Annotated in this window: 22 protein-coding genes and 1 pseudogene; 19 read left to right on the top strand and 4 right to left on the bottom strand. The window is 32.6% G+C overall.

The features are described 5' to 3' along the window. Nucleotides 1–380 precede the first annotated feature (380 nt). Nucleotides 381–827 carry a uroporphyrinogen decarboxylase family protein gene (locus tag BUA73_RS13055; RefSeq protein ID WP_072904552.1) on the bottom strand — a complete coding sequence of 149 codons (447 nt, stop codon included), beginning with the start codon at nt 825–827 and terminating at the stop codon, nt 381–383. 73 nt (nt 828–900) lie between these two features. On the opposite strand from BUA73_RS13055, the pseudogene BUA73_RS13050 reads away from it, so the two are divergent. The 9 genes and pseudogenes from BUA73_RS13050 (at nt 901) to BUA73_RS13010 (ending at nt 8,594) form a co-directional block, all read left to right on the top strand. After that, a pseudogene (locus BUA73_RS13050) lies at nt 901–1,890 on the top strand (macro domain-containing protein). Nucleotides 1,891–1,978: 88 nt separating this feature from the next. Then, a complete protein-coding gene (locus tag BUA73_RS13045; RefSeq protein WP_072904551.1) occupies nt 1,979–2,632 on the top strand; it encodes a vWA domain-containing protein in 654 nt (217 codons plus the stop codon). Between the two features lie 78 nt (nt 2,633–2,710). Further along, complete coding sequence (locus tag BUA73_RS13040) at nt 2,711–3,007, top strand: ADP-ribosylglycohydrolase family protein (RefSeq protein ID WP_242942396.1); 297 nt, start codon at nt 2,711–2,713, stop codon at nt 3,005–3,007. A gap of 75 nt (nt 3,008–3,082) precedes the next feature. Further along, on the top strand, nt 3,083–3,766 hold the full coding sequence (locus BUA73_RS13035; RefSeq protein WP_072904550.1) for a DNA alkylation repair protein: 684 nt from the start codon (nt 3,083–3,085) through the stop codon (nt 3,764–3,766). A 250-nt stretch (nt 3,767–4,016) separates the two neighbouring features. Then, a complete protein-coding gene (locus BUA73_RS13030; protein WP_072904549.1) occupies nt 4,017–4,367 on the top strand; it encodes a helix-turn-helix domain-containing protein in 351 nt (116 codons plus the stop codon). Next, the gene (locus BUA73_RS13025) at nt 4,357–5,115 is read left to right on the top strand and encodes an ImmA/IrrE family metallo-endopeptidase (protein WP_072904548.1); all 759 of its coding nucleotides are present in this window, start codon (nt 4,357–4,359) and stop codon (nt 5,113–5,115) included. Before BUA73_RS13030 ends, BUA73_RS13025 begins: the two co-directional genes overlap by 11 nt. After that, complete coding sequence (locus BUA73_RS13020; protein ID WP_072904547.1) at nt 5,108–5,644, top strand: PIN domain-containing protein; 537 nt, start codon at nt 5,108–5,110, stop codon at nt 5,642–5,644. Before BUA73_RS13025 ends, BUA73_RS13020 begins: the two co-directional genes overlap by 8 nt. Before the next feature lie 160 nt (nt 5,645–5,804). Beyond that, nucleotides 5,805–6,632 (top strand): exodeoxyribonuclease III, encoded by an 828-nt coding sequence (locus tag BUA73_RS13015; protein WP_072904546.1) that lies wholly within the window; start codon nt 5,805–5,807, stop codon nt 6,630–6,632. Nucleotides 6,633–6,986: 354 nt separating this feature from the next. Next, a complete protein-coding gene (locus BUA73_RS13010; RefSeq protein ID WP_072904545.1) occupies nt 6,987–8,594 on the top strand; it encodes a polysaccharide lyase domain-containing protein in 1,608 nt (535 codons plus the stop codon). Nucleotides 8,595–8,743: 149 nt separating this feature from the next. Here BUA73_RS13010 and BUA73_RS13005 read toward each other — a convergent pair whose 3' ends face one another. Beyond that, the gene (locus BUA73_RS13005; protein ID WP_341465321.1) at nt 8,744–9,466 is read right to left on the bottom strand and encodes a permease; all 723 of its coding nucleotides are present in this window, start codon (nt 9,464–9,466) and stop codon (nt 8,744–8,746) included. Continuing rightward, nucleotides 9,463–9,945: a permease gene (locus tag BUA73_RS13000; protein WP_072904544.1), complete on the bottom strand. Its 483-nt coding sequence runs from the start codon at nt 9,943–9,945 to the stop codon at nt 9,463–9,465. The genes BUA73_RS13005 and BUA73_RS13000 overlap by 4 nt, the downstream gene beginning before the upstream one ends. 107 nt (nt 9,946–10,052) lie before the next feature. Between BUA73_RS13000 and BUA73_RS12995 the strand changes: the two genes are divergently transcribed. The 10 genes from BUA73_RS12995 (at nt 10,053) to BUA73_RS12950 (ending at nt 21,885) form a co-directional block, all read left to right on the top strand. Beyond that, nucleotides 10,053–10,676: a Crp/Fnr family transcriptional regulator gene (locus BUA73_RS12995; protein WP_072904543.1), complete on the top strand. Its 624-nt coding sequence runs from the start codon at nt 10,053–10,055 to the stop codon at nt 10,674–10,676. Nucleotides 10,677–10,862: 186 nt separating this feature from the next. Further along, nucleotides 10,863–12,704 (top strand): sensor histidine kinase, encoded by a 1,842-nt coding sequence (locus BUA73_RS12990; protein ID WP_072904542.1) that lies wholly within the window; start codon nt 10,863–10,865, stop codon nt 12,702–12,704. A gap of 19 nt (nt 12,705–12,723) precedes the next feature. Continuing rightward, nucleotides 12,724–13,479, top strand: a complete 756-nt coding sequence (locus tag BUA73_RS12985) for a LytR/AlgR family response regulator transcription factor (protein ID WP_072904541.1) — start codon at nt 12,724–12,726, stop codon at nt 13,477–13,479. Nucleotides 13,480–13,641: 162 nt separating this feature from the next. After that, nucleotides 13,642–14,634, top strand: coding sequence for a hypothetical protein (locus tag BUA73_RS12980; RefSeq protein ID WP_072904540.1), 993 nt, complete (start codon nt 13,642–13,644; stop codon nt 14,632–14,634). Nucleotides 14,635–14,652: 18 nt separating this feature from the next. Next, on the top strand, nt 14,653–15,429 hold the full coding sequence (locus BUA73_RS12975) for a hypothetical protein (RefSeq protein WP_072904539.1): 777 nt from the start codon (nt 14,653–14,655) through the stop codon (nt 15,427–15,429). 202 nt (nt 15,430–15,631) lie between these two features. Next, nucleotides 15,632–18,298 carry a DEAD/DEAH box helicase gene (locus tag BUA73_RS12970; RefSeq protein ID WP_242942395.1) on the top strand — a complete coding sequence of 889 codons (2,667 nt, stop codon included), beginning with the start codon at nt 15,632–15,634 and terminating at the stop codon, nt 18,296–18,298. Next, nucleotides 18,299–19,015 carry an SWIM zinc finger family protein gene (locus BUA73_RS12965; RefSeq protein ID WP_072904538.1) on the top strand — a complete coding sequence of 239 codons (717 nt, stop codon included), beginning with the start codon at nt 18,299–18,301 and terminating at the stop codon, nt 19,013–19,015. A 147-nt stretch (nt 19,016–19,162) separates the two neighbouring features. Continuing rightward, nucleotides 19,163–20,749, top strand: a complete 1,587-nt coding sequence (locus BUA73_RS12960) for a [FeFe] hydrogenase, group A (RefSeq protein WP_072904537.1) — start codon at nt 19,163–19,165, stop codon at nt 20,747–20,749. 117 nt (nt 20,750–20,866) lie between these two features. After that, a complete protein-coding gene (locus BUA73_RS12955; RefSeq protein ID WP_072904536.1) occupies nt 20,867–21,181 on the top strand; it encodes a cupin domain-containing protein in 315 nt (104 codons plus the stop codon). Between the two features lie 56 nt (nt 21,182–21,237). Further along, the gene (locus BUA73_RS12950) at nt 21,238–21,885 is read left to right on the top strand and encodes a DUF542 domain-containing protein (protein WP_178139280.1); all 648 of its coding nucleotides are present in this window, start codon (nt 21,238–21,240) and stop codon (nt 21,883–21,885) included. Nucleotides 21,886–21,988: 103 nt separating this feature from the next. Here BUA73_RS12950 and BUA73_RS12945 read toward each other — a convergent pair. Next, the coding region (locus BUA73_RS12945; protein ID WP_143147016.1) for an IS3 family transposase at nt 21,989–22,280 on the bottom strand (292 nt) is incomplete at its 5' end.

Below are 22,280 nucleotides of genomic sequence, written 5' to 3'. Positions count from 1 at the left end.
ATGCCTCAATCCTTTACTTCTGTAAGTCTTAGTATCTCTTTCATCCATCAACCTACGGTCTAGACGCGTCAGCACCCCTTTCATTAACTCACATGCTTCTTCACATACATATTTATATATTTTTTTCTCTAAATCATTGAAAGTTACCTCTTTATCGTTTAAACTTGTATTGTACATAATATCATCCTTTCTTGTATTGTCTCGATAACTTACATTATAACGGAAATATTATGTATATGGGAGATACTTTTTGTATCTCCTTTATTTTTTTATAAGTAGTAATTACTACTACCTTTGCCTACTAAAATTATACTCTAACAGTGCATAGGCATCTGTAATTTAAACAGATGCCTAAAATCATATTTTTCACATTGCTATGCTTAAGAATTAAGCAATTCTTCATCTATTGGATAATGGCCATAATATTTTCCCGCATTAATAAAGTGTTCAATATTTTCTTTTTTAGTGAACATGGGAATTTGGCATCCCGCAGCAAGCATATAGCCTTTTGGTGAATCATATGCTTTTTTTACACATTCTTTTACCGAATTATATATATCTTCTTTTGTACCTTTACTGATTACTTCAACTGGAGGCACATTTCCCACAATTGTAATTCTATCTCCCATTACCGCTTTTGCTTCGCTTAAATCCTCTGCATTATCGATACTAAAACTTGTTACCCCTGCCTCCATTAGTGGCTCCCATAGACTTTTGCTTTTTCCACAAATATGTATACTTGGCCCACGTCCTGTTAGCTTGGTAATTGTTTCAATATTATTCTTTAGGTAGGGATAAGAAAATTCGTTAAACTGTTTCCTATGCACTTTTAGGGTGGATTTTTTTATAGTTTTATTTTACACTAAACATAAGGACATAGAGATTGAGGGGGATGAAATAATGCCACTGGAGATAATACGTAATGATATAACAAAAGTACATGTAGATGCCATAGTCAATTCGGCTAATCCATCTTTGCTTGGGGGTGGAGGGGTTGATGGGGCCATTCATAGTGCTGCAGGACATAGGTTACTGGAAGAATGCCGAACTCTTGGGGGTTGTAAAGTAGGACAAGCGAAGATAACAAAAGGGTATAGACTTCCTGCAAAGTATGTAATCCATACTGTTGGACCAATTTGGTATGGGGGTAAAAATAATGAGGAACAGCTACTAGCAGATTGCTACACGAACTCACTTAAATTGGCTAAAGAATATAATTTTGAAAGCATTGCCTTTCCGTTAGTTTCATCAGGTGCCTTTGGATATCCCAAAGATAAAGCATTAAAAACAGCTATTTCGGTTATAGGAGATTTTTTATTAAGGAATGAAATGACGGTTTTTCTGGTTGTATACGATAAGGCTGCATTTGTTTTATCAGAGAAGCTGTTTTCATCTATTGCATAATATATAGATGATAAATACATTGAAAGACATGGTATTAACCGTAGAGCTAGTGTTGAGGATATACACCAACTAAAAGAAGTATGTATGGAAGAAGCTGTATCCATAATAAAAGGTAAACGAAGTCTTGACGATGTGGTGAAGAATATGGACGAAACATTCTCGCAGATGTTACTGCGTTTAATTGACGAGAAGGGCATGACAGATGCTGAAACCTACAAAAAAGCCAATATAGACCGTAAACTTTTTTCTAAAATTCGAAATGATATAAATTATAAGCCAAGCAAGCCTACCGCAATTGCCTTTGCCGTGGCACTGAAATTAAATCTGGATGAAACTAAGGATCTACTGTTAAGAGCCGGCTTTGCACTTTCTCACAGCAGTAAATTTGACATCATCATTGAGTATTTTATTGAAGAGGAAAACTATAATATTTTTGAGATAAATGAATCTTTGTTTGCCTTTGACCAAAGCTTGTTAGGTTTGTAAGTATATGAATTTGTCGCTTACCATGCGACAAAACTTTTCATGATAAATGCTATTCTTTAATTATAATAAATGATTGGAGGGTAATATTATGAAAACAGGTTTAACAGAATTGATTTTTATTCTCGACAGAAGTGGATCCATGAGTGGCCTTGAAAGTGACACTATAGGTGGATATAATGCAATGTTGGAAAAACAGAAAAAGGAGTCTGGAGAGGTTTTAATAACTACTGTATTGTTTGATGACCAGTATGAATTATTGCATGACCGCATTAACCTACGAGGAATAGCTCCTATAACAGACAGAGAGTATTTTGTAAGAGGCAGTACTGCACTATTGGATGCGGTTGGAAAAACAATAAATAAAATTGTCAATGTTCAGAAGCATACAGATAAAGATGAGCAAGCTGAACATGTCATGTTTGTAATAACAACTGATGGTATGGAAAATGCCAGCACGGAGTTCAGCTATGAGAAGGTACGCCATATGATTGAGCATCAAAAGAGTAAATACGGCTGGGAGTTCATTTTTCTTGGAGCAAATATTGATGCTATTGCAACTGCAGAGCGTTTTGGAATAAGTAAAGAAAGAGCAACAAATTATAATGCAGATAGTGAAGGAACATTGCTTAACTATGAAGTAATCAGCGAAACAGTAAGTTGTATGCGTTCAAGCCGTCCTATAGCAAGGAATTGGAAAGAACGTATAGAAGATGATTTCAAGAATCGTGGAGGTAGGAGATAAAATGATAGGTGCTATGCTAGAAACGGAAAAAGCAAGGACCATATAAAAGCTTATATTGAAAGTAAATATGGTTATGATTTGAGCCGTACTCTTGATTCAATACGCCCTTATTATCGTTTTGACGCAAGCTGCCAGGGCACTGTACCTGAGGCCATTATTGCTTTTCTTGAAAGTGTGGATTTTGAAGATGCAATAAGAAATGCAATTTCTCTAGGTGGGGACAGTGACACCCTTGCTGCAATAACCGGCAGTATAGCTGAGGCGGCCTATGGCATACCGGAGAAAATAAAAGAGAAGGCTCTATCAATCCTTGATGAACCGTTTCATAAAGTTTATCTACAATTTATAAAAAGAGAGGCTTATGATATGAAGTAAGAATAAGGATTAAAGGTATTAATGCTTTCAAGATGGATATTATATGGTTTTGCTTATCAAGGAGGGAAATAATTTATGGCAAAAACAGTTAGAGAACAATTAGTTGAATTGGCAGAAGAAGATTATAAAATATTCTCGTCAAGGCTTTTGCCAAATATAAACAATATATTGGGTGTGTGCTTACCAGCTTTGAGGAAGATAGCAAAACAGATTGCAGCAAAAGATTGGCGTAGCTATCTAAAAGGTGCCTCTAGTGAATACTTTGAAGAGATTATGTTACAAGGCATGGTCATTGGATATGTAAAAGCTGAAATTGAAGAAATATTTAGTTATGTAGAGGACTTTGTACCAAAGATCGATAATTGGTCGGTATGTGATAGTTTTTGTGTTGGTCTCAAAATAACAAATCAATATAAAGAGAGAGTATGGGAATTTTTGAAACCATATTATTCATCTGAAAATGAATTTGAAATAAGATTTTGTGTAGTAATGTTAATTAATTACTATATTGACGAAGAATATATTAATCAGATTTTTGATATTTTTAACAATATAAAAAGTGAAGGATATTATGCAAAAATGGGGATAGCTTGGGCAGTATCTATTTGCTACATTAAGTTACCTATAGCCACAACTATATTCTTAAAAAAGAATAATCTTGACGATTATACTTATAATAAGGCATTGCAAAAAATAACAGAGTCCAAGAAAGTAAATAAGGAAACAAAAGCAGTCATACGCAGTATGAAACGAGTGTAGATTTATACATTGCCAAGTAGTTTTCCTATCAATGGATACAAGCTTATACAAAATTATGGGAAGATGAGGAAACGCTCTTATTGTTAGATAATAAAATGAGATAAATTCTTTGACGATTTTAATTATGAAATATATCAATGAAAAGTGAGCTTATAGGAACATTTTAATAGCCTTGTCATAATATATAGTGAATAATACCTTGAAAATATGACAAAACTATAATATAATGAGTTTAGAGGAGGGAGTTATTATGGAAAATGTTAACTTAGCAAGTAGAAGATTTAAAGAGTTACGTGAAAGTAGTAATTTAACTCAAGCACAAATAGCAAGCTTTTTAAATATTGATCAAAGTTATGTATCAAAATTTGAAAAAGGGGAACGAAAATTAAGTATAGATATATTGGAAAAAATGTGCAATTTATTTGGGTGTACTCTAAGATATTTTGAGAGTGAAGATGAGAAGTATATACCAATGTCAATTGCATTCCGTTCAAACAGTTTACAAAATGAAGATTTAGAAGCAATAGCAGAAATAAATAAAGTAGCACTTAATATTAGATTTATTAACTTAATGCTGGAGGATGGTAATAGTGAAAAGTAGTATTGAGTTAAACTCAAATGCATTAAAAATGAGAAAGATTTTAAATGAAGACTCATCATCACCTATGGATATTTTTTCATTAATTAATAATTTAAAGGATGTTACTTTAATCTTTTATCCAATGTCTGATAGAATAAGTGGAATGTGTATTAGAGAGAAAAATAGTAAAATAATTGCTGTAAATTCAAATATGTCTTATGGGAGACAAAGGTTTACAGCGGCACATGAATTGTACCACTTATTTTTTGAAGAAAAATTAAGAAGCATAGTTTGTGAAAAGAATATTAATCAAGCTAAATCTGATAGCGAAAAAGAGGCAGATATATTTGCTTCATATCTCTTAGCACCTTATGATTCATTAAGATCATATCTAGAAGAAAATAATATGCTGGATAATGACATATTAACTATAGAAGATGTTATAAATATGGAACAATTTTATCAAGTAAGTCATCAAGCTATGCTTTATAGGTTGGTATATGATGAGTATATGGATTGGAATACGTTTAATAATATAAAAATGGCAGTTTCACAAAAGGCTATGAGATTAGGATATGATGATAAATTATATAAAGCGTCCCCAGAAGAAAAAAAGTATTTTTCAATTGGTGAATATGTAAAAAAGGTAGAAGAGTTAAAGGGGAAAGATTTAATTTCAAATGGGAAGTATGAGGAACTATTGCTTGATGCATTCAGGTCGGATATAGTTTATAATCTAGGAAGTGAAGGTATAGAATTAAATGACTGATAGGTACTTTTTTGATACTGATTGTTTATCTGCTTTCCTTTGGGTAAGAAATGAAAATATTTTAATAAAGCTTTATGGGGGTAAAATTGTATTACCTGAACAGGTTTACTCAGAATTATCACATCCTAGAATACCACATCTAAAGACGATGACTGATAATTTAAAAAACAATGGAGATATATCAATTGCAAGTATAGACATTGATACAGAGGAATATAAAATATACAGTAAATTAACTAGAAGTCCAGATAAGGGTTTTAAAGTTATTGGAAAAGGTGAAGCTGCTGCAATTGCATTAGCAAAAACAAAAGGTGGAATATTGGCTAGTAATAATATGAAAGATATCAAGCAATATGTAGAAGCATATGGATTAGAATATGTTACAACTGGTGATATTTTAGTGGAAGCTTTAAATAAAAAATACATTACAGAGGATGAAGGAAATAACATATGGGCAAATATGATTACAAAGAACAGGAAACTACCTAATAGTACTTTTACTGAATTTTTAAAGAGTAAAAAGAAATAAGTTTAAAAACTGACAAAACCAAATGATAAAAAGGTAGTTCCTAAGTAAATGTCAAAAATCAGGATATTTTAAACCAATAATCATATGGTATAATATTTTTAATAGCTTTGATGTGCATTATTATTAACTAGATCAGTTAAGGTTTTAAAGGAGTGATAATTTGAAATTTATTTCATGGAATATTGATTCATTAAACGCTGCATTAACAAGTGATTCAAATAGGGCAGTTCTTACAAGAAAGGTATTTGATGTAATTCTTGAGAAGGATCCAGATGTTATTGCTATACAAGAAACTAAATTACCAACTAAGGGACCAAGTAAGAAACATATGGAGCAGTTAGGGGAGTATTTTAAAGGGTATTCCTATGTGTGGAGAAGTTCTCAGGAACCAGCTAGAAAAAGCTATGCAGGGACTATGTTTTTATTTAAAGATAAGTACTGTCCAGAAGTTTTTTATCCTGATATTCAGGCTCCAGATACTATGGATTTAGAAGGAAGGATTATTACTTTAGATTTTGGAGAATTCTATTTAACTCAGGTATATACTCCTAATGCAGGAGACAATCTGAAAAGATTGAAAGAGAGACAAGTTTGGGATGAAAAGTACGCTGAATATCTTCAAAGTTTAGACAAAGAGAAAGCCGTTATTGCAACAGGAGATTATAATGTGGCCCATAAAGAGATAGACTTAGCACATCCACAAAATAATCGCATGTCAGCAGGATTTACAGATGAAGAGCGTGAAGGCTTTACAAATCTATTAAATAAAGGCTTTACAGATACTTTTAGATATATACATGGTGATGTGACGGATGTGTATTCCTGGTGGGGACAAAGGATAAAAACAAGTAAAATCAATAACTCAGGTTGGAGAATTGATTATTTCTTAGTTAGTGATAGGATAGCTGACAAAGTTGTTAAATCTGAAATGATAGACTCAGGTGAAAGACAAGATCATACGCCAATTTTGCTGGAAATTTTGGTTTAGGTATATGTCAAAAATTAAGTGATGTTGTATGAATAAAGTTAACACCCTTTTTTTGTAATTCATAATATGATTAATAAAATATATTTTAAAATAAATAACAAAATTATAAAATAATCTTATTTTGTATTGAATATATAAAAGTAAATAAGTTATAATTAAGTTAATGATAATGATAATGATAATGATAATGACAATGACATCCTTTCTGTTGTTTTTTGACGATTGAATTATAACAGAAAAAAGGGGGTCATTGTTTTTTACTGAAAAAACTCTGTAACCTTTAATATGTAAAGATAAAGTAGAAAATATAGTGTAAAAACTTTACACTAACTAATCAAAAAAGGAGATTTGATTATGAACAAGGCAAAAAAATTATTCAGAAGAATTTTTGTAGCAGGATTAGTTTTTTCAATAATGCTAGTGTTTGTCAGCTGGAATGATTCAACAGGTACTAATCAAGGAAATGAATTGTATGCTAGTCCAGAAAGTAATCCCAAAGCTAATACAAGCATTAAAACAAACTGTGGACAACCATGGGTGAAAACTATGCCTACAGCAAAACGAATTTTCTTTGTTTCTCCAAATGGGACTGGTGATGGAAATACACGTACAACGCCTACGTCCTTAACCACAATTATTAAATCTTGCCAACCTGGTGATTTGATTTGGTTATTAAGTGGTACCTACACAGGTGTTTTCAATCTAAACCGAAATGGAACAGCTAGTTCACCTATCATCTATCGGAGCTATCCTGGTGAACATGCTAAAGTTGTTGGTGGTTTAAAAATAACTGGTGACCATTCTTGGGTTTGGGGCCTTGAAGTTACAGATCCTAATGATACAGCAGAGGGAGATATAGTTTATTCAGCTGCTGAGGGCACCGTTTTAATTAATAATGTTTTGCACCCAGAGGGATATAATACAGGAATAGGCTCATGGGATAAACCTGGACAAATTGTTTATGGTAACATTGTTTATCACGGTCACCATAATATATATACTCAAAACACCGGGGCTAATGGTTTGCGTTGGTTTGTAGATAATATAAGTATGGATGCTAAAACCAACTCAAACGGAGGTAATGGACCATATGAATTTCATGCCTACGCTGAAGGGGGGAACATTAGTGGATTCCGTCTTCGTGGGAATGTTTTTGCTAATACAACGGTGATAGAGAATAGTGTTAATGGAACAATGCTTATAGGGGGAAAAAATAAAACTGCAAATGAAGATATTGAAATTGAATCTAATTTTTATTATAATACCGATCTTGCTGTTGGATACAAGCGCCCTATACAAGCAATTGTTAAGAAAAATTTTATAGTAGATTCACAGCTCATTTACGAGAAGTTTTGGGGTAAAGGTGAAGCAAAATTCCCTGAACCAGCACAAATTATTGTGACAGATAACAAAATGTATTGGTATAGGAAACTTGTATCACATGTGCGATTACACACATCTGCATATCGTCCAGATTCAAATAGTGACACCGGATTTAGTAGAATTGACAAAATATTGCCTTTCCGTGAAAAGGATATTTGGGATCTGAACACATATTCACCTAGTTTCCTAGGTGAAATGGAGGCAGGAAATGTTTTTACAAACTATCTAATTAAAACCATAGATGATTGGAGAAAATATACCAAACAGGCTGGCAATGAATTTGATAAAAATGGCAAAGTAGTTCCAATGCCAACTAATCCCGTTGTTTTCCTAACTCCAAATGATTATGAGACTGGTCGTGGGCATGTAATTGTATATGGATTTGGAAATGCTAAATCTGTTTCTGTTGACCTTTCTTCAACTGTAAAAGTGGGTTCCTATTATGAGATTCGCCGCGTTAAAGATGCATTTGGGAAGCCTGTTGTATCTGGTGTCTATAAAGGTGGTTCTGTTTCCCTTCCTATTGAAAAGAACTCCACAGGAAGCATTTTTTCTGCTTACTTGCTTACGTCAAAATAAACAGAATTCTAACCTTTACATGTGGTTAAAACTCCACGTGAAGGTTAGAATTCTTTATCTAGGGGCGTGTCCCATGTCATCGCTCTCCTATAAGAGGAGATTGTATTGTCACAGGGATGGACTATTGGATGAGATGGGGAAAAGTAAGTCTATTTTTTATGAAAGTTAATAGCTTTAACGGGACAATTATTAATTGCTTTATTAAGTTTTGTGTCATCAAGGATGAAATGGTATTCTTTAACTTGTGCTTTTTTATTTCTTATTTCAAAGAGTTCTGGATAGTTTTTTACACATAGGGAACAACCCATGCAAGCATTTTCATTTACTAGTAACCCTTCTAGTTCAGATGTGGACTCACTTGATAGATCTTCATCTTTAACAATTTTAGAAGTTATCCATGATAAAATAATAATGGCCATAACAGTGAGAATCCAACGAATAACCATAAATTTAAACCCTAAAAACTTAACTTCATTTAGAAGCATTGGAATTTTAATAACTGCCCAAGAACTTAGTATTATAACAATATTTTTTATTGATGCTCCCTTTTTATGCAACATGATACAGAATGGAAAAGCAGCATAAATAGGTCCTGCAGATATTCCTCCAAGAAGGAATGATAGAATGGTACCCTTAAATTTTGATTGTTTACCAAGATATTTCATTATTGTTTCTTTTGGGACCCACACATCAAGCAAGGCAGTCAAAACGAAAATAACCGGCATAATCATGAGCATTTCTTTTAAATAGTACCAACTGTTGTATACTGCAGTCATACCAGTTTCTGGTCTAACAATGAATATTAAGGCATAAGCAATAATAATTACTGCTGTAAATAGATTTTCTTTAAGTGTTTTTACAAGTTTTATCACATAATCACCCCCATAGTAAGTGCTATAATTATAGCAAATACAAAGCTAAGTCCATTTCTCACAATTGTAAACTTCATTCCAAATTCTTTTTTTTCAAGTGGAAATGTAACAACTCCAACCATAGTTAATGTTGTTAAAAAGGCAATAGAAGGGACAATCCCAACACCTGCACCAATAAGTGTTCCAACAAGAGGGAATGCAATAAAGGCAGGGATAAGAGTAACTGTTCCAAACAGCGCAGATACGATAGTAGCAATTAAAACATTTTGATTTTCAACGTAAGCTGCAATTTGTTCAGGTGGAAGCAGTGCCAGAACAAGACCTATTAGCAAAATAATTGACAATATACTGAAAATCATACTTTTGCCCATACCAAAAGCCATTCTAAGTGCATTTTTTGTTTTTTCTTTATTTCTTTTCAAAGAAAAAATAAGAAAAATAATGGTTACTATCCAGATTGAAATGGTAAATATGTCCATTAAAGAACCCCCTTTGTTATTTGATAATCCGATTATAAGGGATTTACAAATGCTATAATAGACACTGATGTTTCTTTTTGATATAATACAAAAAAAGGAGGTATGTTATGGAAGATGTTGACTTTGTAAAATGTATTCCGATTTTCAAATCTATAGATGGCATTGAATTGCTTTTCTCGCAAGGACAAATGAAAATTAAAGAATATGCAAAAGGTGAAACCCTATATAATCAAGGCTGTTTATGCAATTCTCTTGATATTGTCGTTTATGGCAGTCTTACAGCTTACTCCCTTACCGAGAATGGTTCTTCAACAATAATGTTTGAATTTAAAAAAGATAGTATTATTGGTGCAAATCTGCTGTTTGCCACTAATAATGTCTACCCGCTTAACATATATTGCTCATCTGAATGTAGGATTATCCATATAGAAAAAACTGCTGTAGAGATATTGCTTCACAATTATGATTTTGTAATGTCATACATAAAATCACTATCACAAAATTCTCTTGGACTTAATCAAAAAATTGCTATGTTTTCACGAAAAACACTTCGTCAAAATATTTTTGAATACTTATTTCAACAATCAATTGTCCAATGTTCCGCAACGGTGTACTTGCCTTTTACCAAAAAAGAATTTGCTGATTATCTAGGAGTGCAGCGTCCTTCGCTTTTTAGAGAATTAAAAAAATGCAGCTTGACGGTATTATCAGCATTGATAACCGAAAAATAACAATATTAAAGCATATGTAGCCAAGGTTATTTTTAATGAAAAGCCATGTGTTCCGCGATAAATAGTAAGAAAATAATGAAGAGGTTAAATACTATGGAAGTAGGTAACTAAAAGAATTATAATAAGATAAAGTAGAAAATTTAGTGTAGAAACTTTACACTAATTTATAAAAAAGGTAAGGATAATATGAGAGTATTCTATAGAATTTTGCTTATGTTCACAAGTATAGGGTTGTTTATTGGGATAAGCAGTGCTATTTATCTAAGTTCGTCCATAAAGGTGGGTAAGGCAGTGGGGGGAAGATTAGAGATCAGCAATGAGGTGTTGGACTCTAATGTAATCACCTTAGATGGACAATGGGAGTTTTATGCAAAGCAAATAGAAAACGTGGAACCCATGGGAAAACAATGTATTGACGTACCAGGTAATTTTAGTAAGGCGTTTCCCTTAGATGGGAAAAATATGAATGAAGGCTACGGAACATATAGGTTGAAAATTGTAGTTCCCAGGTCGGAACAATATGGACTGAAAATATCATTTCTGTCAAGTGCTTATGAGGTATTGGTAGACGGCAGAGTGTTAAGAAAAAATGGAGTTTTAGGAAAGTCATCTCTTGAAGAACTGGCAAGTTGGGAGCCTCAACATATCTTTTTGTATATGGAGAAAGGGGTACACCACATTGCCATAAAAGTATCTAATTTCACATGTTATCAAGGTGGAATAATCAATAGTCTTATTTTTGGATTGCAAGAAAAGGTGTATCGGTATGAATTTGTTAATACCATGAGAAGTATGCTGTACATCGGAATTCTCATTGGTATAAGTTTTTATCTTGTTGTTATAAATATGGCTATGAAGAGAAAAAATCTATCTACATGCTTGTTTATTTTTTCTTTGTCAGCCTTAGTTCTGGAATTGCATTTAGATGGTGAGATATTATTTTACTTGTATCCAAGACTATCTGTTACTCTTTCCATTACAATAGAATATTTATCATATGTTGTTCAGCTAATATCCGTGGTTTATTTCATATATTTTATGTACACGGATTACTTTAAAAGGGGAACACTATATACGTTGAGTGGGATAAATATTGTCTACTTTTTTTTGCTTATTTTTACCCCCACCAACGGAGTAGTCTATCATGACTTTTTGTTGATTATGGTCTTGGTGGTGAACTATTTGGTGTTATCTCTTGTAATATTTAAAGCAATAAAAAACCATAGAAAGAGTGCATTTATTATGTTGCTTGGCAATGCATTTCTTATTTTAGGTGGAGTATTGCAACTGATGGATCTTCGTCTATTATTTAAAGAAAAAAATATGGTTCATAACGATTTTTATATATTGGGACTAATTTTGTATGTCTTGTGCCTGTCATATGTATTCTTCTTTGAAGTGGAGAATACATATGATAAAGCAAATAAGGCAAAGAAGATGGAGATCGCATTTCTGCAAGCTCAAATTGCTCCACACTTTTTCTTCAATGTGATTAACAATATTTACTATATGATGGATAGTAATGTGGATTTAGCGAAAAAATTGCTAATCAGTTTCAGTGACTTTTTGCGAGTTAAGCATAAGTTTGATTATAGAAAGACAGTTTTTTATACACTTAGAGAGGAATTGGAATTGGTTAATGCTTTTGTAGATATTGAGAATGTTCGTCTAAATAAGCAGATTGAACTGGAAGTTAATGTGGGAAAAGATTTACTTGATACATATATTTTGCCTTTGTTGATACAGCCTTTAGTGGAAAATTCCATAAAACATGGGTTTACAGGAAAACCATTAAAAATATATATAAAGATTTTAAAAGAGGATAGAAATGTAATCTATGAAATTTCTGATAATGGTAGAGGCATGGGGTATAGTCGTATCCATCAAGTTATCTCAGAAAATATTTCTGTAAATGGCATTGGACTCTCCAATATAAACTACCGTTTAAAAGAAAGTTATTCTACACAGCTACAGATTTATAGTGTGTTGGAAGAAGGGACAAGTATAAGCTTTACATTGCCAATTTAATGAGAGGGTGAATAATACTATGGAAGCGGGCTATCTGAAAGAAGTTGTTATTGTTGACGATGAGGTGAATGCCACAGCATATCTTGAGAATATGCTATTAAAGTATAAGGATATTAGAATTAAGAAAGTATTTAATGATTCAAAACAAGCGTTATCATTTTTAATCGTTGAAGATTGCGATATCTTATTCCTTGACATTGATATGCCTAATATTGGTGGTATTTACATAGCAGAATTAATGTTGTCAATTCACCCAGAAATGAAAATTTGTTTTGTAACAGCTTTTGATGAGTTTGCTGTTAAAGCTTTTGAAATGAGTGCTATTGATTATATCCTAAAGCCATATACAAAAGAGCGATTAGAAAATTGTCTAAAAAAATTGCAGAGGGTGAAATTCAAGAAAGAAGTTATTCAGGAATTAAGTGATTGCTATGATTATGATTTAGAAGTCATATGTGGCAACGTAGATGAGGATATTGTGTTAATTAATTATGATGAGATTTACTACATGGAAACTATTCCAGGAGGGGTAAGCATACATTGCAAAGATAAACAATATCGTGGAAATAAACCTCTAAATTTTTATGAGGAAAAGCTTAAGAATTGTTCTTTTTTCCGCACACATAAATGTTTTCTCGTGAATCTCTCCAAGGTATCCAAATTGAGGCCAAGAATAAATTATACTTATGATATGTTTTTTAAAGATTTCGTAGATGTGGTTCCAATAAGTAGAAGTAAGGTAAAGGAACTAAAAACGGTGCTTAAACAATTATAAAATATATCAATAATAAGATGTTTATATAAATGAAATTTTGCTTTTCCCAATGCTATATGACCGATTAGAAGAAATATTTGCATCATAAAGAATTTTAAACATAGAATGTATGTTTAAAAGTAAAATATTAATAGTGTAATAAGAAATGTAAGGAGGATTTAAATGAGCGAGGGAAATAAGATAAAGGTTTCACAGTTGCAAGCAGGAGATATTGTAATATTGGAAAAAGAGGAGCATGATTGGGTTTCTACTGCTATTGCTTTACTTACAAGATCAAAGGTGACTCATACTACAGTTAGTAGAGGTGTATTGCCTGGTGCAGATTACAATGGTGTGGGATATATAGCTGAAGAATGCCCGCCTCATGCTATATATGGTTCATTGTTGGATCGTACTATGCGTGTTGCTTATGTAATGAGAATGAAGGAAGTACCTGATGATATGAAGCCTGTTATGGATCTCATAGAGTATTATGTATCCAATGAATGGCCATATGCTTCTGGAGCATTGCCCTTCATTGCTATATACTATTTGACAAAAGACATAGCAGATAGCAAGAAATTAAGGAAAATCGGCGTGAAATTAATGAAATTAGCCATGGGCGTTATGATTGAAATCCTTAATAAAATCTTTAGAGATGGGAAACATCCTATGATGTGTTCGCAGTTTGCATTCCATTGTTATAATGAAGCAGGTAAAGAGTATAAAATCCATTTGAAAAAGGATTCCAAAAGGAACTTGTTTGAAAAAATTAAAGAAGAAATTGAAATGAATTATAAAGAGTACGAAGATGAAATAGATAAAATAAATTTAAAAGGCTGTATGGATGAAGAGAATGTATGCAATGATTCTTATGAGGATATTTTAAAAGAACTTTGTGGGGAATTGTCAACGGATAAATGCAAAACAGACAAAATGGCTGTAAATGAGGATAAACAATTGGATAGAGATTTTGTAATTACAGCTTTTAAATTCATTAAGTTATTTTATTGCACCTTTGCTTTAAAAGGAAAGGAATACTCACTATCCCCTAAGGAATTGCTTAATAAATTTGACGAAATGGAAGAATATTTTGTGTCACCAGAAGATTTATTGCACAACACAAAAAACCTAGAGTGCGTTGGCACAGTGGATTATGAAGGATATCATATGTAAATAAATGGAGGGGTATATATGTCTACTATTAAAAAGGCTATTGAATCAGTGGTAGGAAATGATGAAGAAAAAAAGAGAGCAAAGGAAATGTTAACCTTATTGGCTGAAGCTTGTGAGTCAAAGGGTAAGCTAATGGCAGAGGAATTAAAAACATATATAAGAACAGCTGGAACGGTGGAAAACAAGACAATACCAGTTTCAGATATACTGACAGAGTTTTTTGAAACAAGAGTAACAACAGAAGAAAGTATGAAGGATCTTCCCAATGCAGTAGCAGATGCAATTAAAAACATGATGTCTGGAAATATAATAGAGGGAGCTACAAGCCTAATTAGCACTACTTTGAATGCCATATTGGGTTCTAGCAGCGGTGCGGAGGTAACTAGAAGGCAGTACTTTGTTGGTATTGAAGGATTGTCTATGGTGAGATACGATATTTCTTATTGGGCGAGGGATATAACCGTGGAATCTCTTAAAAAATATCAAGAAAAATCTTGCGTTTGCATTTTGACCAAATCAAGCATAGATCCTAAAAATTTAAAATTCAACACTTTTTTAAATATTTACCAGTCCCTTCTTGAAAAAAAATCCGGATTAACCAATGATGAATTGATTAAAATGATAGAAGATGCAAAAAAAGTGTATAAAACTATTTTGGACGATGAAAACTTTATGCAAGATAGAGATTTTGCCATATGCGATGAGATTGTAACTTCCATAGACAATTTGGATGAGTATTTAACAACTGAAAACTTAAGTTTTACTCCAGAAGGGCAGTGGCCTTGCAAAATGTAATGTTAAAATTTAAAAATAGACCTCCAGTTAAAGCACTGGGGGTTTTTCTGTGAAAAAAATAAGTATCTAGAAGGCTTGCAAGTATTTTTCACCTTATTATGATAACTTTACTTAATATTTAAAGGAAGTATCTATATAAAAACAAGCATTTGGTCTATAATATAAATAGATTGTAAAAGCATGATGCACGAGGAGGAATATTTTGAAGTCGGAACATAAAAATATGAGAGAGTTAATAGCTATTTTTATACCTTCTGGATTTATAGTGGATTATGAGATAGTTTCTAAGAAAGACTTGTCAGAAGAACAGCTAAACAATCAAGAAATATGGTATAAAAAATTTTTACAAAATGAATATGGTGCTGTGTGGGAATTGGGGTTTTTAAATCAAGGTGTTTGGATGTCACCGTCTATAAAGTTTTTAAATACTATAGCAAATAAATTAGTAATGAAAATAACAAAACAGCCTGATATAGAGTTTGTAAGGGAAGAGGCAGAACTGTCTTTAAACTCAGAAGAAATCTGCGATATTAAAAGTAAAATTCCCTTTGCTATAGGGACGGAGCATATAACAGAGGAATGGATAGTGTCGGTGTTCCAACGAATAGCAGAGGTATATAGAAAAAACATATCTACGTATAATGGTGCTGTTACGGAGTTTTTGTTGGGGTATAATAAAGAAATAAATGTGGTAGGAAGAGTGTTTTTTCATTTAGTAGAAAACAAAGAGGAGAAGTATCCCTTCGCATTTTTGGCTACATATTCCACAGAAAATAAAGAAGAGGGCTCACGCAAAGCAAAACATATGCCTTTAAAAAATGCTCTCTTGGAGTATAAAGATGATAGGAAAAAGCTTCTGCAATTACTTTCCACTATAAGTAAAGCATCGGATAAAAGTGAGTTCATATCAAATCTTATGGAAAGTGGTGAATTATTTTCGCCATTAAAGTTTACAAAAGAAGAAGCCTATACAATGTTAAAGGAAATTCCTATTTACGAGGAAGCAGGTATAATGTGTAGGATTCCAAACTGGTGGAAGAAAAAAAGCAATTCAATAAATCTTTCAGTATCCATTGGCAATAAAGAGCCTTCAAAGGTGGGGATGGAAGCAATATTAGATTTTAAGCCTGAACTATTTATTGGAGAAGATAAAATTTCAAAAGAAGAGTTGCAAAAGTTATTGATTGAATCTAATGGTTTAACTCTCATTAAAGGAAAATGGGTGGAAATTGACAAGGATAAGCTGGGAGAAGTTTTGGCGGCCTACGAAAAAGCTAGCAGTTTATCTAAAGAAGAGGGCTTTACCATTGCAGAGGCCATGCGTATGGAGTTAAACATTGAAGATAGCCTTGGGATAGGGAAAGAACATACGGAAGTGGAAGTATCAAATGGAGCTTGGCTTCAGAAAATAAGAGAAACTATGGCCAATCCAGAAAATATAAAAGAAATATCTCCGTCTAAGGAATTTAAGGCTACCTTAAGACCATATCAGCATACGGGTTTTTCTTGGCTTTCTTACATGAACAGCCTTGGTTTTGGAGCTTGTCTTGCGGATGATATGGGACTTGGTAAAACAGTGCAAGTCATTGCTTTCTTAGAGAAAATGAGGGTTGAAAAAGGTGGAAAGGTCCTTTTGATTATTCCCGCATCTCTTATTGGAAATTGGGAAAAAGAGATAGAGAAGTTTGCGCCTGAAATGTCTTTTTCTATACTTCACGGAAAAGATGCTACTACAATTTTAGAATCTCAAGAGACATTTTTACATATTACAACTTATTCTATGGCAACGCGTTTAGAGGAATTGCAAGACAAAGCTTGGGATATGGTAATCCTTGATGAGGCACAAGCTATCAAAAATCCAAGTACTAAGCAAACTAAAACTATTAAGCAGATAAAGACTAAAACAAAGCTGGCCATGACAGGGACACCTATTGAAAATAAACTTTCAGATCTTTGGTCATTGTTTGATTTTTTAGAACCAGGGCTTCTTGGAACTCCAAAGGAATTTAAAAATTTCACGAAGAGTGTAGCAGAAAACAAGAATGGTTACGAAAAACTTAGAAATATTGTAAACCCATTTATTTTGCGAAGATTGAAGACTGATAAAAAAGTTATAGCTGATCTCCCAGAAAAGATTGAAATTAAAGAATATCCATCTTTAAGTAAGAAGCAAATTCTTTTGTATAATAAGCTAGTGAAGGAACTTGAAATCAAATTGAAAACGGCTGAAGGGATAGATAAAAAAGGACTTGTACTTGGAAGTATAATCAAATTTAAACAAATATGTAATCATCCAGATCAATACCTTGGACTAGGGGAATATAAGCCAGATTATAGCGGGAAATTTGAACAACTTAGAGAAATCTGTGAGAATATATATGAGAAGCGGGAAAGAGTCCTTGTATTCACCCAATTCAAAGAAATAACTGAATATATAGCTGAATTTTTGGAGAAAATTTTTAATAGGAAGGGGTACGTACTACACGGAGGAACTTCTGTCAATAATAGAAATAAAATGGTTGAAAGTTTTAATGGGGAGGAGTATATTCCTTTTATGGTTTTGTCACTTAAAGCAGGTGGTGTGGGGTTAAATCTTACATCAGCTAATCATGTAATTCACTTTGATAGATGGTGGAACCCAGCAGTGGAAAACCAAGCAACAGATAGAGCTTTTCGTATAGGTCAGACTAAAAATGTAATGGTGCACAAGTTTATTACAAAAGGAACTATTGAAGAAAAAATAGACCTTATGATAGAAGAAAAGCAGAAATTAGCTAAGGATATAATAGGTTTAACAGGTGAAAACTGGATTACGGAACTTGATAATACAAAGCTTATAGAATTATTCCGATTAGGTGGTGAAATTTAAATGGACAATTATGGATACTTTGAATATGTTCCAGTGGAGGAAAAAAGCGAAAAAGCCAAAAAAACTTTGGCAAAATTGAAAAAAACTAAACCAGACATATGTCCAGTTATTATAGATGGAAGAAGTATTGCTAGTAAATATTGGGGAAAAGCTTGGAACAAAAATCTAGAGAGCTATGCTGATTATAGTAATAGAATGGGCAGAGGTAGATCTTACGTAAGAAATGGAGCAGTGCTAGATTTGAAAATAAAAGAAGGAAAAATTGAAGCATTAGTTCAAGGCAGTAGAAAAAAACCATACCAAGTTGAAATAACCATTGATAAATTAAAACCAAACAAATGGAAGCGTATAGAGGAAACTTGTAAAAATAAAATCGACACCATGGAAAATTTGTTTTCGGGTAAATTTCCTAAGGAGTTCGACCAATTCTTAAGTGATTCTCAGAGTGGATTATTTCCTAGTATAAATGAAATTCATTTTACTTGTAGTTGTCCAGATTGGGCGAGTATGTGCAAACATGTAGCAGCTACATTATATGGGGTTGGTGCAAGGTTAGATGAAGAACCAATGCTGTTTTTCACTCTTAGAGGCATAGACTTCCAAGAGTTGCTAAAGAAATCAGTGGAGGACAAAATGCAGAGTATGTTTAAAAATTCAGGCAAAAAGAGTGAACGTGTTATTGACGAGAATGATTTATTTGATATATTTGGAATATAAAATAAGGGGTTGTCTAAAATGATTAAAATTATTTTTAGACAGTCTTTTGCTTTGAATAGTTTATTTAAAAAGATTGGCTTTTGTGTACTAAATCTTATAAGTTTGTACTAATTATAAATGTAATAATAATAATTTTGGAGTTTTAATATGAGTAAATCAAATAAAATTAGTAGAATTCAATCCAATAACATCATTCAAATTAATAAGAAAAAATGCATTGGTTGTACTGCTTGTGCTATAGCTTGTACAGAGAAGACCGGTATTTCAGTATTGAAAACAATAGAAGAAGGTCGTAGGACAGTAATGCCTAAGCAAGGGACTTTTGCAAATACTGGCTGCATATATTGTGGTCAATGTACTCTTATTTGTCCTACTACAGCTATTAATGTAAGAAACGATATTAACGTAGTCAAAGAAGCCTTAGCTAGTGGAAAATATTTGGTATTAACTGATGCGCCAGCAGCGAAGGTAACCCTAGGAGAAGAATTTAATCTACCTATAGGTACAAATGTTGAGGGAAAAATAGCAGCATCTGCTAGAAAGCTTGGAATTCAAAAAGTTTTTCAAACTGATTTTGGCGCTGATATGACTATATTAGAAGAAGGTACTGAATTAATAAAAAGAATATCTGCTAAAGAGAAACTTCCCATGTTCACCTCTTGCTGTCCTGCTTGGATCAGGTATGCTGAACTTTTTCATCCTAAAATTTTAAGCTATTTATCTACGGCTAAATCGCCACAACAAATGATGGGTGCTGCTATTAAAACTTATTTTGCAGATACCTTTAAGGTTTTGCCTGAAAACATATTCACCATATCCATTAAACCTTGTACCGCTAAAAAATACGAAGCTGAAAAGCCTAATATGGGGAGGGATGGTTACAAGGATATCGATGCAGTATTAACTATTAGAGAATATGCTGACCTATTGAAGGAAAAAGGAATAGATATAAATGCCATACCTTCTGAAAAAGCAGACTTATTTATGGGTGATTATACTGGGGGAGCGATAATTTTTGGTGCATCTGGTGGTGTTATGGAGTCTACCCTTAGAACTGTTACTTATTATTTAAAAGGTGATTTATCAAAAGTGTATGATATGAAATTCACACCTGTAGATGGCTACACTTCGGTTAAGGAAGCACAAGTTACTATTAATAATGAACCTATGAAGGTTGCTGTAATAAGTGGATTATATGAAATGGATAAGTTTTTAAATAGTGATAAGTGGAGAGAATATGTTTTTATTGAAGTTATGGCTTGCCCTGGTGGATGTGTTAACGGAGGCGGTACTCCTAGAATAGAAAAAAAATCACAAATAAATGAAAACAAATGTATATCTTGTGGAACTTGTATAGAAAACTGTCCTGTAGGTGCAATAGCTTATAATGTAAAAGGCATTGCAGAGACTAACAAAAATAGGTGTGTAGGCTGCACATTATGCAGCAAGATTTGCAGAACAAAGGCCATAGATATAGAATACTATGATAAAGCTACTGGTAAAATTTTAGAAAATAGTTATATTGATTTAAGAAAAGCTGTTCTAAGGCAAATAGACAAAGATTTACCTGCTAAAATTTCTGATGAAAACCCTGAACTTCAAGATATGTATAAAAACTATATGGGTGATCCTGATGATAAGAAGGCTGAGTCTTTACTTCATACAAGCTATGAAGATAAATCTTCTGAACTAAAAGTTCCTTTAAAACGAAAAATTAAAAGAATGAAGAAGTAAAATCGGTTGCATTTGCAACATACTTTTGGAAAGCATAATAGTATAATAAGTATAAATTATTTAGTAGTATAAATTTCTAAATATATTGAAATAATAAAATAAATGGAGGTGTTAAATATGGTTGAGCAGGCATTTAAATTAGCTAGAGGCAATGAAAAAGTAGTTGAGAAGGTTTTGTTTGACGAAAACATACATTATCTCCACATGGTTTTTAATAAAAATGAAGGCCTTCCTGAACATTTTTCTAACTCTAATGTTTACATGACAGTTATAAGAGGAAATCTTTCAATAGTACTTAATGACGAAGAGATACATCAGTATGAAGCAGGTACCTTATTAAAGATACCATTTCAAACGAAGATGAATGTAAAAAATCTGCATGATGAAACATTGGAACTTATAATTGTAAAAGCACCAGCTCCTCAAATTTAAAATACAAAAATAGATATTCAAGTATGTACAATGAAAAATTAAGAGAGGTGATTTACGTGATTACAAAAAAAATGAAGGTACAGGAAGCGGTAAAAGAAAAGCCCTATATTGTAGAGTTTTTAAGTGATAATAATATTGACTTTTGCTGTGGTGGTTGGCAAGTGCTAGAAGATGCCATTGAGAAACAGGGCCTTAATGTTGATGAGTTTATAAATGAAATAAACGATTTACAAGTTAAGCATGAAGCTAAGGACTGGAGACAGGCATTAAGTTTAGATAAAGAGGATTTAATTGATTATATTGTATTAAATCATCACAGAAAAGAGGAATCACTGTTAGAAGAAGTTGAGAGGTTATTGATTAAGATTCTATACGTTCACTATGAAAACCATGGAGAGGCTTTAAGTGAAATATACAAAACTTTTTTATCTTTAAAGCAAGATCTGATGCCACATTTTGCCGATGAAGAAAAAATAGTTTTCCCCAAGGCATTAGACAATGACAAAACAGATTGGAGTAAACTTAGGGATGATCACGAGCAGGTGGGAGAACTTCTCAAGAAACTTCAACTTATGACAAAGGATTTTACACCTCCAGAAGATGCTTGCCCAACATACAAACTAGCCTTCAAAAAATTGCATGAACTAGTGGACGATATTCATTTACATGTGTTTCTAGAAAACTCCGTGCTATTTGAGAAATAGGTAGAATTTCTAGAAGATAAATAAGATAATTAAAAATAAAAAACCAGGGTTAAATAAAAATACAATTAAAATGGATCCTATGTCAAGGACATTTTGAAAAAGTCTAGACAGCTAAAAGCTGATTTCTATATTGTATAGGAGTCAGCTTTTTTAATCCCCATTGATATCTAAAGTTATTATAGTACTCCATATAATCATCTATTATAAACTGTAATTCCTTAAATGTAGAACAACTTTTAGAATCTATCTCATCTTTCATATGGCCGAAAAATGATTCTTGAGGAGCGTTATCCCAACAATTTCCTCTTCTTGACATGGATTGACCAAGACTATATTTCTTTAGTAATTTTTGAAATTTTGGACTAGTATAGTGAGCCCCTTGATCTGAATGTATA

This window comes from Hathewaya proteolytica DSM 3090 (assembly GCF_900142225.1).
Lineage (GTDB): Bacteria > Bacillota > Clostridia > Clostridiales > Clostridiaceae > Hathewaya > Hathewaya proteolytica.
Note: the sequence above shows the minus strand (reverse complement) of the source record. Positions and strands in the feature narration are given on the sequence as shown.